Origin of the sequence: Vibrio hepatarius, assembly GCF_001274785.1 — a bacterium.
In the GTDB taxonomy this organism is placed as follows: domain Bacteria; phylum Pseudomonadota; class Gammaproteobacteria; order Enterobacterales; family Vibrionaceae; genus Vibrio; species Vibrio hepatarius.
In genome coordinates, this window is the sequence record NZ_LHPI01000025.1 from 104,446 (window position 1) to 117,744 (window position 13,299).

10 protein-coding genes and 1 riboswitch are annotated in these 13,299 nt (G+C 47.4%); of the genes, 5 read left to right on the forward strand and 5 right to left on the reverse strand.

The features are described 5' to 3' along the window. Positions 1-78: 78 nt before the first annotated feature. From AKJ31_RS19970 to torD, 3 genes are all read right to left on the reverse strand, one after another. Positions 79-672, reverse strand: a complete 594-nt coding sequence (locus AKJ31_RS19970) for a TfoX/Sxy family DNA transformation protein (RefSeq protein WP_053410791.1) — start codon at positions 670-672, stop codon at positions 79-81. Between the two features lie 200 nt (positions 673-872). Next, positions 873-958: riboswitch (cyclic di-GMP riboswitch) on the reverse strand. 144 nt (positions 959-1,102) lie between these two features. Then, complete coding sequence (purR, locus tag AKJ31_RS19975) at positions 1,103-2,110, reverse strand: HTH-type transcriptional repressor PurR (protein ID WP_053410792.1); 1,008 nt, start codon at positions 2,108-2,110, stop codon at positions 1,103-1,105. 216 nt (positions 2,111-2,326) lie between these two features. Continuing rightward, positions 2,327-2,974 (reverse strand): molecular chaperone TorD, encoded by a 648-nt coding sequence (gene torD / locus AKJ31_RS19980; RefSeq protein WP_053410793.1) that lies wholly within the window; start codon positions 2,972-2,974, stop codon positions 2,327-2,329. Between the two features lie 236 nt (positions 2,975-3,210). Between torD and torR the strand changes: the two genes are divergently transcribed. After that, positions 3,211-3,924, forward strand: a complete 714-nt coding sequence (gene torR / locus AKJ31_RS19985) for a two-component system response regulator TorR (RefSeq protein ID WP_053410794.1) — start codon at positions 3,211-3,213, stop codon at positions 3,922-3,924. A 70-nt stretch (positions 3,925-3,994) separates the two neighbouring features. On the opposite strand, the gene elyC is transcribed toward torR, so the two are convergent. Then, positions 3,995-4,783, reverse strand: coding sequence for an envelope biogenesis factor ElyC (gene elyC / locus AKJ31_RS19990; protein WP_053410795.1), 789 nt, complete (start codon positions 4,781-4,783; stop codon positions 3,995-3,997). Positions 4,784-4,896: 113 nt separating this feature from the next. On the opposite strand from elyC, the gene cmoM reads away from it, so the two are divergent. From cmoM to mukB, 4 genes are read left to right on the forward strand one after another with little or no spacing between them, the layout of a single operon-like run. Beyond that, complete coding sequence (gene cmoM / locus AKJ31_RS19995) at positions 4,897-5,688, forward strand: tRNA uridine 5-oxyacetic acid(34) methyltransferase CmoM (RefSeq protein ID WP_053410796.1); 792 nt, start codon at positions 4,897-4,899, stop codon at positions 5,686-5,688. 2 nt (positions 5,689-5,690) lie between these two features. Continuing rightward, positions 5,691-7,028: a chromosome partition protein MukF gene (gene mukF, locus AKJ31_RS20000; protein ID WP_053410797.1), complete on the forward strand. Its 1,338-nt coding sequence runs from the start codon at positions 5,691-5,693 to the stop codon at positions 7,026-7,028. Then, positions 7,009-7,737, forward strand: a complete 729-nt coding sequence (mukE, locus tag AKJ31_RS20005) for a chromosome partition protein MukE (RefSeq protein ID WP_053410798.1) — start codon at positions 7,009-7,011, stop codon at positions 7,735-7,737. The genes mukF and mukE overlap by 20 nt, the downstream gene beginning before the upstream one ends. Then, on the forward strand, positions 7,734-12,191 hold the full coding sequence (gene mukB / locus AKJ31_RS20010) for a chromosome partition protein MukB (RefSeq protein WP_053410799.1): 4,458 nt from the start codon (positions 7,734-7,736) through the stop codon (positions 12,189-12,191). Before mukE ends, mukB begins: the two co-directional genes overlap by 4 nt. A gap of 124 nt (positions 12,192-12,315) precedes the next feature. Here mukB and AKJ31_RS20015 read toward each other — a convergent pair whose 3' ends face one another. Continuing rightward, positions 12,316-13,296, reverse strand: coding sequence for an alpha-L-glutamate ligase-like protein (locus AKJ31_RS20015; RefSeq protein ID WP_053410800.1), 981 nt, complete (start codon positions 13,294-13,296; stop codon positions 12,316-12,318). Positions 13,297-13,299: the final 3 nt, after the last annotated feature.

The following is a 13,299-nucleotide window of genomic DNA, read 5'->3' on the forward strand; positions in this document are numbered from 1 at the left end:
GAACGTCAAACTCAGTTTAAAATTTCCTCTAGATATAAAAAAAGTCAGCGCAAGCTGACTTTTTTCATTTAGTTATACTCAATTTTTTAGCTGTTCAAGCAGCTCTTCTCGACGCGAGTGAGGTATCACTGACCAGTGAGTGCCGTTGATTGCCCCTTCTAACGCCCATAGAAGTTCAATATTTACACTCGATGTGTGTGTCGACTGAATCGCTTTGAATGCTTCAACTGCACCTGCGTCTTCAAGAGACTCAACATCATCAATGCCTGCTTTCTTAAGCATTCTTTCCGTCGCTAAACGAAGGTTTGGCAAATCTTTTAAACGGTTAGGTTTAGCTTTAGATTGACGTTGTTTCTCTTCTTTCGCAGCGCTAAGCGCTTCTTGAGCAATATCCAAAGTTCGCTGTATATCAGCAACCCATTCATCTGTAAGTGCAAAATATTTGGTAACAACGGGAAAACCGCGTTTTTTATAAATGTATGGTTCTAGCCCCAACGCCTTAAACTGTTTTGAGAGTTTGTTGTTTGCTCTCATGTGCAGCTTGTCATTGACCACTAGTGCAAACATTGTATCGTCCGCGAAGATGCCGAAGCCGCCGAACATCGAACGAGAGTGTATTTGACCTAATTGTTCAAATAGTCTCATCGAGTCTTTTAGTATTGGTTTATCCATGCTGTGTTTTCTCGGTGTATATGTATACGCCACCAATTCAGGTCCGAGAGAGTAGCAAAATAATGCAGACACAATGTCAATAAGGTGTCATACAAGTGCATATTCCATGTGTTTTATGAAACCACTCTAGAATACGGTTCCGGAAGAGAGCGGAACGCCTTGTTGACGAAGAACCTTGTCTATTACATTTGCATTTTGCCATCGGCAACCCCGCTACCATGTATATGCATACTTAGGCCGGAGGCTTTGCGTCCTATCCTTTCGAAATAGTTTGCCCTGTGCGTGGCTCTAGTCGAACTAAGAGAGAATAAATAATATTTGAGCTTAGTATCACAACAGGATGGGGTAAACGTGATCTTAATTCCGTATTTGCAAAGGAGTTTGCGCGTTTAATCACCGATCGGATTATTCATTAAACGCGCATAATCAATTATTTATTGAGATCGCGGACGGTAAAACGTTCTACAATCTCTGGATGCATTTCGAAAACGCGCTTTTCATGCTCTTTATCTTTGATACGCTCAAGCAGGATTTCAAACGCGTTTTTACCGACACGACGTTTAGGTTGGTGTACCGTCGTTAGCGGTGGAGAAAAATACTCCGCTAACTCGATATTGTCATAGCCGATCACAGACATGTCTTCTGGGATACGGATGCCTTTCTGTTGCAGACGGCTCATTAATCCCAGTGCCATGGTGTCGTTAAAACAGAAAATTGCAGTAGGTTTTTTGTCCATAGCGACAATTTTATCCGCAGCCAGTACCGCGGTATCGCACTCGAAGTTACCTTCTAGAATCCAGTCTTCGTCAACGGCTAGGTTTGCTTCTGCCATTGCACGTCGGTAACCAGCAATACGCTCCTGACACGCCAGTTTCTCAAAATGACCGCTTAAGCAAGCAATGTCTTTGTGACCGTGGTCGATAAGGTATTTAGTTGCTAGGTAACCACCTTCTTCCGAGTTATCGATGATCTTATCTGCCTGAGAGCTTTCTGGGCCCCAGTCCATGATTACTTTCGGGATATCCTTATGGCGGTCCAGCATTTCGCTCAGTTCTTCTGTCAGGTCAGAACACATCACCAAAATGCCGTCTACACGTTTTTCTGCCAACATACGGATGTAGTCACGTTGCTTTTCGTAAATACCACCAGTGTTACACAAGATCAGTGTGTAACCTTGGCGGTAACAGTAGCTTTCTACACCGTCGATAACTTCAGAGAAGAACAAGTTGGTTGACTGAGTCACCAGCATACCGATCGTACGTGTACTGTTACACTTCAGGCTACGAGCGACTGCGCTTGGGGCGTAATTAAGCTCTTGTACTGCTTCCATTACCTTTTCTTGAGTAGCTTCAGCAACAAAGCGTGTTTTATTGATTACGTGTGAAACCGTTGTTGTTGACACACCGGCTAAGCGGGCAACGTCTTTTATAGTGGCCATAAGGTTTTGTCCTGTCGATGACTGCCGAGAGTGCTTATCCAAAGTTTAGAATAATCTGGCAGAAGTATCAGAAACACAAAAACCGCTTTTAATTAGCGGTTTGTATTTATTAAATTCGTTTTTATCGTTTGCGGTCACGATTCTAGACCGCAAACCTGATAAGAGCAAACAAAAAGGTGTTCGTTACCTGTGAAGGGTCACAAAACGTGTGGTTTTTTATTCGCCTTTTAAGTAGCTGCTATCGAGTTGCAGGAAGGCTACCAGCAGCAATGTCAGCGCTGAATAGAAGCCAAATTTATCCAGCGTTTGGCACTTCTCGGCAAACTTCGGTGTCCAGCTCAGTAGCTGAGTCTGGATAAAGTTGTCTTGTTGAAGCAGAGCGTCTTCCAACTCGGTTTCACTCTCTAACTCATTCGAGCGAATGATAAGATTGCCAAAGAAATCGAGCTCGATAGCGATGTGGTCAGCAGGCTCGTTCAGTTGCTTATTCACCATCACGCCGTGTTTTTGCATCAACTCTTCCATTTCTTTCGCAGGAAAGTCATTCAACAAACCAGATTTACCCAAGTAAATCGAAGCGTAAGGCAGCGCCGAGTCTCTATCCGATTTAAGGAACAAGTCACAGAAGTCCGCAGCAAGCTCAAGTTGCGCGTCTTCGCGATCCATCAGGCGATTGAGCGCGTCGATAAATTTTGTAACTGCGGGTTTCAATGTCTCGTTTTCGCCAAGACCAGTTAAAAAAGAACGAATCTCGGCCGAATGGTATTGGTCTATACTTTCTTGCGTTAACTCTTTGGCAAACAGGCTAGATAACCACCAGTAAATTTCTGCGCGTTTTTCATTAAATGCTTTAATTTCTTGCATTAGGTATTACTCCTAAAATAACTACTGACTAGTCTAACCAATAAAAATGAATAGCGATAACGCCAGTTGTGAGTAAATAAGTGAAAATATGCTGAAAAATGAACAGGTGGCGCGGTTTTGTCTTGAATCAATAAAAAATCATCTTTCTTAATTTTAAAGTGACAAATACTAGAAATGTTACTAGTTATGAATAGAATACAGGCTTAAACGATGACCAATGTAAATAAGTGGTGTAAATGAGCTATCACGTATTAGTTGTAGAAGATGACGCAGTAACTCGCAGCAAGCTGGTTGGCTACTTTCAAAATGAAGGTTACCAAGTCAGTGAGGCTGAAAGCGGCGAGGAAATGCGTGAGTCACTACAGAAAAATGCGATTGATTTGGTGATGTTAGACATCAATCTTCCTGGTGAAGATGGTTTGATGCTGACTCGCGAACTTCGCAGTAAATCAGACATTGGGATTATCCTGGTAACAGGACGCACGGATAGCATTGATAAGATCGTCGGCCTTGAAATGGGTGCAGACGATTACGTAACTAAGCCATTTGAGCTTCGCGAGTTACTCGTGCGTGTTAAAAATCTGCTTTGGCGAATCTCGACGGCGCGCAGCGGTTCTAGCTCGGTTGACGAGGAGAAGCAAGGCGGCAATATTGTGCGTTTTGGTGATTGGACCTTTGACGTGCAGCGCCGCGCGCTAAGTCAAGCAGGGGAACCTGTTAAGCTAACAAAAGCAGAATACGAGTTGCTGGTGGCACTGTCGTCTTATCCTAATCAGGTTCTTAGCAGAGAACGTATTCTCAACATGATCAGTCACCGCGTAGACGCGCCAAATGACCGCACCATCGATGTTCTGATTCGTCGTATGCGTGCGAAGATGGAGTTCGACCCTAAGAACCCGCAAATCTTTGTCACGGTGCACGGTGAAGGTTACATGTTTGCAGGCGATTAACGCTAGTTGAGATAACTGCACTGACAACAAGATAAAAAATACCGAGGTTTAGGCCTCGGTATTTTTTTGATTACGATTGGGTCGCAGCGGTATCGGTATTGGACGCCCAGTTGCGTAGGCGTTGCCAAATAGAGCCAAGAGTCTCATGCCAATAACGTTCGGTTTGCTCTAGGTACACGGCTTTAGGTGTGTATTTAACCCAAGGCTGAGTAACATTCTGCTGCGCAAGGAAGTTCGTCGGTGCAGGGTAGGGATTGAGACCTGCAGACTGAAACTCATGCAGCGCGCGCTTCATGTGGCTTGCAGAAGTCACCAGCACCAGATTCTTACGCATTACAAACGCAGCGGCTTGGCGTGCTTCTTCCCAAGTGTCTTTGGCCGTTTCCAATAACACGATATCAGACTTAGAAACGCCTAAGGCTAACGCCACATTGGCCATCATTCTCGCATTGCTGACTTCTGCACCGCCAGCATAACCAGACAGAATCAATTTAGACCCAGGGTAAATACGCATAATACGAATCCCTTCCGCTAGACGCATCAATCCGGTTCGGCTTAATTCTGAAGTGGGTGGGATGTCATCGTCGACAACGTGTCCACCACCTAACACCATCACATAATCGATAGGCTGATCGACTGGGAGAAACGCCGAATGTTGACGTTCTAGAGGCATCAGAAGACGCGATGAAACTGGCTGGAACGAGATAAGGAAAATACCTACAAACGAGAAAAGAACAATAAAACAGCCGGTCTTCTGATTTCTTGTGAACATGATAAGCATCAACCCAATCATGCCAATGATCAGCATAGCTGGCAGTGGCATTAGGAGTGATGAGATCATTTTTTTCAGCTCAAACATACTAAATAGTCCGAAAAAACATCAGTTGATTATTTTTTAAGAGAAACCCTCTTTATTCCTGCCTTTCTTGTGACAGAATAGCAGCACGATTAGACATAATACCCTAAGCTGCTGTGACTGAAGACCGCAATTTCGACGATATTGCCCACAAATTTGTAAAAAATATATATGGCTCGGATAAAGGCGAGATTCGCCAAGTCATTGTTTGGGAAGATTTAGAACAACTATTGACCGCGGTTGACGGCGATAGCCGAGCGCTTGAAATATTAGATGCCGGAGGCGGTTTAGCACAAATGTCGCAAAAGCTTGCCAAGCTCGGACACCACATATCTTTATGTGATCTATCTTCGGAAATGCTGCAACTAGCAAGGCAGGATATTGAAAAAAACGGCTTGCTTGAGCAGTATCGCTTGATTCATTCACCCGTCCAAGACATCGAACGACACCTAGAGCGACAGGTTGATGTGGTGATGTTTCACGCGGTGATGGAGTGGTTGGCTGATCCCAAGTCCGCTTTAGCGACAGTATTAGAACAAGTGAAACCGGGCGGCGCCGCTTCAATTATGTTCTACAACCATCATGGGTTGGTCTACAAAAACGTGGTGTGTGGCAATATTCCTCATATTTTGGATGGCATGCCTCACCGCAAGAGATTTAAATTACAGCCACAGAAAGGCTTAAAACCTGAAGACGTCTACCAATGGATAGAAGACGCGGGATTTGAAATCTGTGGTAAATCAGGTATCCGCTGTTTTAGTGATTACATTGGGAATATGCAATACACCGGCGACTACCAATATGAAGATGTGTTGGCACTCGAAAAACAACTTTGTCGACAAGAGCCATACCTCTCATTAGGCCGATACATACATGTATGGGCAAAAAAGAAAGAGAAACAGGAATAACAATGAGTGAGATGACTCTCAATGCTGCAGAGCAACCAATTGACGAATTGGTTAGCTGGGTGAAGCAGCACGATTTCTCATTGAACCTGACGACTGAACGATTGGCTTTTCTAATCGCAATTGCGGTATTAAGCAACGAAAGGTTTGATGAGGAATTGGGTGAAGGTGAACTGCATGATGCATTTACCATCGTCACTCGGCTATTTGAAGACACCGGCGAAGCTTCGGCTTTCCGTGCGAACAATGCCATCAATGAAATGGTGAAGCAGCGACTGATCAGTCGTTTCACCAGTGAAGTGAATGATGGCGCGAGTATTTACCGTTTGTCACCGCTGGCAATTGGCATTACCGATTACTACGTTCGCCACCGTGAATTTTCTAAACTCCGTCTTTCTATCCAGCTTTCAATGGTTGCCGATGAAATGGCAAAAGCGATTGAAGCCGCACAGAAAGGTGGCACTCCGGGTCACTGGAAGAAAAACGTCTACGGGGTACTGAAGTACTCGGTAGGTGAAATCTTCGATCAAATTGACCTTAACCAACGCGTGATGGATGAGCAGCAACAGTCTGTGAAGCTGCAAATTGCTGAGTTGCTCAATAAAGACTGGCGTGAAGCGATCAATAACTGTGAAGCACTGCTGTCTGAAACCTCTACCACGCTACGCGAGCTGCAAGATACCTTGCAAGCGGCGAGTGATGAGTTGCAAACTCAAATCCTTGATATCCAGGAGATTGTCTACGGAGACGATGAGCTGGAGTTTATTGAGGAAGCGCTGTTCGGTCTGCAAATGAAGCTTGACCGCATCACCAGTTGGGGCCAGCAAGCGATTGACCTGTGGATCGGTTACGACCGTCACGTGCACAAATTTATCCGTACCGCGATCGATATGGATAAAAACCGTGCCTTCAGTACGCGCTTGCGTCAATCCTTCAAAGATTACTTCGATATGCCTTGGTATCTGACTTATGCAGATGCAGAAAGGCTCACAGACCTTCGTGATGAAGCTCTGGTACTGCGTGACGACGAAGTCACGGGTCAAGTGCCAATGGAAGTGGAATACGAAGAGTTTCAACAAGTCAATGATGAGCTGTCAGAGCGCATTGGCGAGATGCTTAAAGTCCATAAAGAGCAGGGCAGTGCCATCGACCTCGGTGTGGTACTGCGTGATTATCTAGCTCAGCATCCTCGCACTCATCACTTTGATTTAGCCCGTATTGTTGTTGATCAAGCGGTTCGCTTGGGCTATTCGGAATCCGACTACCAAGCAATTCAGCCAGACTGGCAAGCGATCAACGATTTTGGGGCAAAGGTACAAGCAAATGTCATCGACCGATACTAATGAATACATGCCAGAGAATCTGGTGAAAGCAATTTCAAACCCTCTGTTTCCAGCGCTGGATAGCATGCTGCGTGCAGGGCGTCATATTTCTAGCGAAGACTTGGACAACCACGCGCTGTTGTCTGACTTTGAAGTCGAACTGTCTTCGTTCTACCAGCGCTACAACACTGAGCTAGTGAAAGCGCCAGAAGGTTTCTTCTATCTTCGCCCGCGTTCAACTTCATTGATTGGCCGCAGCGTTCTTTCTGAACTGGACATGCTAGTGGGTAAAGTACTGTGTTTCCTTTACCTTAGCCCTGAGCGTCTGGCTCACGAAGGTATCTTCACCAACCAAGAGCTGTACGAAGAGCTATTGCAATTAGCGGATGAGAAAAAGCTGATGAAGCTGGTGACCAACCGTGCGAATGGCTCTGACTTAGACAAAGAAAAGTTGTTTGAAAAGGTACGCACTTCATTACGTCGCCTTCGTCGTCTGGGTATGATCATCAATATCGGTGAAACCGGAAAATTCAGCATCAGCGAATCGGTGTTCCGCTTCGGTGCGGTTGTACGTATGGGCGATGATATGCGCGAAGCGCAGCTACGTCTGATCCGCGACGGTGAAGCGGTAGTTCATACCAAAGAGCCAAGCCAAGGCAGCTTGCTTACTGAAGAAGAGGCAAGCGACGACAACGAGCAAGAAGAAACATTTGAAGAAGGTGAAGTATGATTGAACGTGGTAAATATCAATCGCTGACCATGGTGAACTGGAACGGCTTCTTTGCTCGTACCTTTGATATTGATGGTTTAGTTACAACTCTTTCTGGCGGTAACGGCGCGGGCAAGTCGACCACAATGGCGGCTTTCATTACCGCGTTGATTCCAGACCAAACGCTACTGCACTTCCGTAACACCACTGAAGCGGGTAGCAGCCAATCGTCTCGTGATAAAGGCCTGTACGGTAAGTTGCAACCAGGCGCGTGTTACGCTGCGCTGGATGTGGTGAACTCTCGTAACCAGCGTCTACTGTTTGCGGTGAAGCTGCAGCAAGTCGCGGGCCGCGATAAGAAAGTTGATATCAAACCGTTTGTGATCCAAGGTCTGCCTAGTCACGTCAAACCAACGGATATATTGATCGAAAGCGTTTCTGCCACTCAGGCTCGCGTGCGTCAAATCAACGAAGTGAAAGACGCAATCTCGCAATACGAAGGTGTGCAGTTCAAAGCTTTCTCTTCGATCGTAGACTACCACGCACAAATGTTTGAGTTTGGCGTTGTGCCTAAGAAACTGCGTAACTCTAGCGACCGCTCGAAGTTCTACCGTCTGATTGAAGCGTCGCTTTACGGTGGTATTTCTAGTGCGATCACGCGCTCACTGCGCGATTACCTGTTGCCACAAAACGGCGGCGTTAAGAAAGCGTTCCAAGATATGGAATCGGCGCTGCGTGAAAACCGCATGACGCTGGAAGCGATCAAAACCACTCAGGCTGACCGCGACCTGTTCAAGCACCTGATCACCGAATCGACCAACTATGTGGCAGCAGACTATATGCGCCATGCAAATGATCGTCGTAATAAGCTAGAACAAACATTGGCTTTGCGTTCAGAGTTGTTCAGTTCACGTGAGACATTGGTTGAACAAAACAACCTGCTGAACCGCGTACAAGAAGAACTTGAACTGCTGGTGGACTCTGAGTCTGCTCTCGAGCAAGACTATCAAGCCGCTTCAGACCATTTACAACTGGTGCAAAACGCTTTGCGTCAGCAAGAGAAGATCGCTCGCTACGAAGAAGATCTTGAAGAGCTGAGCGAACGTCTTGAAGAACAAATGATGGTGGTTGAAGAGGCGCAAGAGCGCGTTCTGATGGCTGAAGAACAGGCGACCATTTCTGAAGAAGAAGTAGATAGCTTAAAGACTCAGTTGGCCGACTACCAACAAGCGCTGGACGTGCAGCAAACTCGTGCGCTGCAATATCAGCAAGCCGTGCAAGCGTTAGAGAAAGCAAAACAGCTGCTTGAAGACGAAAGCCTGACTGAAGAAACCGCGCAAGCGTTAGTGTCAGAGCTTAAGCATAAAGAAACCGAAAGCACTAACACCTTGCTGTCGGTGAAGCACAAACTGGATATGTCGTCAGCAGCAGCGCAGCAGTTTGATACCGCGCTGAAACTTGTCCAAAGCATCAAAGGACAGGTTGAACGCAACCAAGCGGCAAGCGTGGCGAAAGAAGCGTTGCAACAAGCGCGTGACGCAAAACATACCACACAGAATGAGCAGCAATGGCGTGCTCAGCATCGTGATTTAGAGCGCAGTTTGAATCAGCAGCGTCAGGCGCGCGAGTTAGTAGAAAGCTACCGTAAACAGCATAACGTTGAGCTGACGGATGAAATAGCGTTTGAGCAAGAGCGTGAACGCCATGCGATGCAAATTGAATCGCTAGAAATGGCGCAAGAAGAACTGCGTGAACAGCGTAGCGAGCAGCGCCGTATCGAGCAAGACGCCAGTGCCGAAATCCGCAAGCAAGAAGCGATTGCGCCGACTTGGATTGCTGCGCATGACGCGTTAGAAAAACTGCGTGAGCAAAGTGGTGCCGAACTAGAAGATAGCCAATCGGTAATGAGCCACATGCAAGTGGTGCTTGAGCAAGAGAAGCAACAATCTCTAGCGAAAGACAAATTGGCTGAGCGCCGAGCGCAGCTGGACAGCGAAATCGAGCGCTTAGCCTCTCCGGGCGGCTCTAACGATCCTCGTTTAAAAGGTCTGGCTGATACGCTTGGTGGTGTCCTGCTGTCTGAGATCTACGACGATATTACGATTGACGATGCACCGTACTTCAGTGCGATGTATGGTCCGGCTCGCCACGCGATTGTCGTGTCTGATCTGTCGGGTATCGAAGAGAAGTTGGTTGAACTCGACGATTGCCCAGAAGACCTCTATATCATTGAAGGCGACGTTGACGCATTCGACGATAGCTCGTTTGATGCCGAAGAGCTGGAAGGCGCGGTTTGTGTTCGCATGAACGACCGCCAGATGCGCTACTCACGTTTGCCTGAAATTCCATTGTTTGGCCGCGCGGCGCGTGAACAGCGTTTAGAATTGCTGCGTGCCGAGCGCGATGAAGTGGTTGAGAAGCACGCTAAAGCGGCCTTTGACTCACAAAAGCAGCAGCGTTTGTACCAAGCATTCAACAACTTTGTTGCTAACCACATTCAGGTCGCGTTTGAATCTGATCCAGAACGGGCGTTGATGGGCTTACGCGAAAAACGTAACCAAGTTGCGCGTTTGCTGGCGGATCTTGATGCGAAAGAGCAGCAACAACGTTCACAATTGCAAACCAGTAAGCAAGCGCTCGCGTCACTAGATAAATTAGCGCCGCATATAGCGTTGGTTGAAGACGATACTCTGCAAGGCCGTTTTGACGAGCTTGAAGAGAAGATCGCGCAGCTTTCAGAAGCGAAAGCATTCCTTAACAACCACGGTAAGGCGTTGCTTGAACTGGAGAAAATCGCTTCAGCGTTAGAAGCGGATCCAGAGCAGTTTGATGCACTGGAAGCGGAATACCAAGCGGCTGACCAGCAACTACAAGTGTTGAAGAAACAGATCTTCGCCTTGTCGGATCTGGTTGAACGCCGTCATTACTTCGCGTACTCAGATTCGGTTGATCTGCTAAACCAAAGCAGTGAACTGAGCGAGCAGCTTAAAGCGAAACTGGTTCAAGCCGAGCAAGCCCGTACTCGTACGCGTGAAGAACTCAAGCAATCTCAAGGTCAGATGAACCAATACAACCAAGTATTGGCATCCCTGAAGAGTTCGCACCAAGCGAAGCTAGAGACGGTTCAAGAGTTCAAACAAGAGCTGCAAGAGTTTGGTGTTAACGCTGACGAAGGCGCAGAAGAACGAGCGATGCGTCGCCGTGACGAACTGCAAGAGCGTTTACACAGCTCGCGTAGCCGTAAGAGTGAGTACGAGCGTACCATCACTTCGACAGAACTTGAGATGAAAGGTCTGGCGAAACGCCTGAAGAAAGTGCAGAAAGAGTACACTGAGCTGCGTACTTTCGTTGTCGCAGCCAAAGCGGGTTGGTGCTCAGTACTGCGTTTGGCACGTGAAAATGACGTAGAACGTCGTTTGCACAAACGTGAACTGGCGTACATGTCAGCGGATGAGCTGCGTTCGATGTCGGATAAATCATTGGGTGCGCTGCGCCTTGCGGTTGCCGACAACGAAGACCTGCGTGATGCGCTGCGTTTGTCTGAAGACAATGCACGTCCAGAACGTAAAGTCTTGTTCTACATTGCGGTATACCAGCATCTGCGTGAGCGCATTCGCCAAGACATCATCCGCACCGATGATCCGGTTGAAGCGATTGAAGAGATGGAAGTGGAACTTGCACGTCTGACCGAAGAATTGACCCAGCGTGAAAATCGCTTGGCGATCAGTTCAGAGTCGGTTGCGAGTATCATTCAGAAGACCATCCAGCGAGAACAAAACCGCATTCGTATGCTTAACCAAGGTCTGTCTAACATTTCCTTTGGTCAGGTAAAAGGCGTGCGTCTGAACGTCAAGATCCGTGAAAGCCACGAGATTTTGCTCAACGGTCTGGCGTCGCAGCAAGAGCAGCATAAAGACCTGTTTGAAACCTCGCGCTACACCTTCTCTGAAGCGATGGCAAAACTGTTCCAACGTGTGAACCCACATATCGATATGGGACAACGTTCTCCACAGGTATTGGGTGAGGAACTGCTGGATTACCGTAACTACCTAGAGCTGAGCGTTGAAGTAAACCGTGGTTCGGATGGTTGGTTGCAAGCGGAATCTGGTGCGCTGTCAACGGGTGAGGCGATCGGTACGGGTCAGTCAATCCTATTGATGGTAGTGCAGAGCTGGGAAGAAGAGTCTCGACGTCTGCGCAGTAAAGATATTGTCCCTTGCCGTCTGTTGTTCCTTGATGAGGCAGCGCGTCTGGATGCGAAATCGATCTCGACACTGTTTGAGCTGTGTGACCGTTTGGATATGCAATTGCTCATCGCGGCACCAGAAAACATCAGTCCTGAGAAAGGCACCACCTATAAACTGGTACGTAAAGTGTTTAAAGACCACGAACACGTACACGTTGTGGGTCTGCGTGGCTTTGGTCAACCAGACAAGCCGAAGAGCGAGATCCAAGAGTTGGTTGAAGAGCTCTAACATTACGCTAATACGTAAAGCCCAGCTCGACGCTGGGCTTTTTTGTATCTGTGCTATGAGCAGGTTGTATTAGGTATAAAAAAGCCCCGCTTAGGCAAGCGGGGCTTTATCGTCAGTCAGAACCTTAGAACAAGGCTTTTGCGCCAAACTGCTTAGCAGAGTAGGCCACACGTTGCTCTGGCGTCGGATAATTGGCAGGCATACCAAGCGTTTCAATGTGCTGGAGTCTTGGTAGCAGACCCGCACCATTGGCGATTTGAATAGCCAGTCCTGGGCGAGCGTTAAGCTCAAGTACCATTGGACCTTCTTCTTTATCCAATACCATGTCTGTGCCCATGTAACCAAGGCCAGTCATTTCCCATGCGCTAGACGCAAGCACCAACAAACGCTCCCAATGTGGAACTTGCAACGTTGCTAGGTCTTTGCCTGTGTCTGGATGATGGGTGATCGGTTGGTCAAACTGTACCGCGCGAATCGCTTTACCCGTTGCAATATCGAGTCCAACGCCAACCGCGCCTTGGTGCAGGTTCGCTTTACCGTCAGACGCGGCTGTTGAGCAACGCATCATCGCCATTACCGGGTAGCCTTTGAAGACGATAATACGCACATCAGGCACACCTTCGTAACTGAAGCCTTCGAAACAGTCGTCAAACTTAATTAGGTTCTCAACGACCGCAACGTCATTCTTGCCGCCAAGCGAAAACAAGCCTGCTAGCGCGTTACTGATGTGACGCTCGACGTCTTCTTTGCCAATCGTTGCGCCTGATGGTTTGGTATACACGCCATCTTTATGTGAAGTAATGACCAGAATGCCTTTACCGCCACTGCCTTGCGCAGGTTTGATAACAAACCCTGGCCAGTCTTTGACGATATCGTGAATAGAGCGCACGTCGGCTTGGTTACGGATCACGCCAATAAGCTTTGGCACGGTTGCGCCTGCTGCTTCTGCGATGATCTTGGTTTTAAGCTTATCGTCCACCAACGGGTACTTCGAGCGATCATTGTAGCGACCAATGTAACTGTGGTTACGTTGGTTCATCCCCATGATCCCTTTATGGCGAAGTTTTCCCGGAGTCGTAAAGCGCGAAGTTAAACGTGATAGCATCGT

Excerpts from the sequence above, each read along its gene's own strand:
- AKJ31_RS19970 (WP_053410791.1), bottom strand. The coding sequence starts at position 672 with ATGGATAAACCAATACTAAAAGACTCGATGAGACTATTTGAACAATTA.
- purR (WP_053410792.1), bottom strand. The coding sequence starts at position 2,110 with ATGGCCACTATAAAAGACGTTGCCCGCTTAGCCGGTGTGTCAACAACA.
- torD (WP_053410793.1), bottom strand. The coding sequence starts at position 2,974 with ATGCAAGAAATTAAAGCATTTAATGAAAAACGCGCAGAAATTTACTGG.
- torR (WP_053410794.1), top strand. The coding sequence starts at position 3,211 with ATGAGCTATCACGTATTAGTTGTAGAAGATGACGCAGTAACTCGCAGC.
- elyC (WP_053410795.1), bottom strand. The coding sequence starts at position 4,783 with ATGTTTGAGCTGAAAAAAATGATCTCATCACTCCTAATGCCACTGCCA.
- mukF (WP_053410797.1), top strand. The coding sequence starts at position 5,691 with ATGAGTGAGATGACTCTCAATGCTGCAGAGCAACCAATTGACGAATTG.
- mukE (WP_053410798.1), top strand. The coding sequence starts at position 7,009 with ATGTCATCGACCGATACTAATGAATACATGCCAGAGAATCTGGTGAAA.
- mukB (WP_053410799.1), top strand. The coding sequence starts at position 7,734 with ATGATTGAACGTGGTAAATATCAATCGCTGACCATGGTGAACTGGAAC.
- AKJ31_RS20015 (WP_053410800.1), bottom strand. The coding sequence starts at position 13,296 with ATGCTATCACGTTTAACTTCGCGCTTTACGACTCCGGGAAAACTTCGC.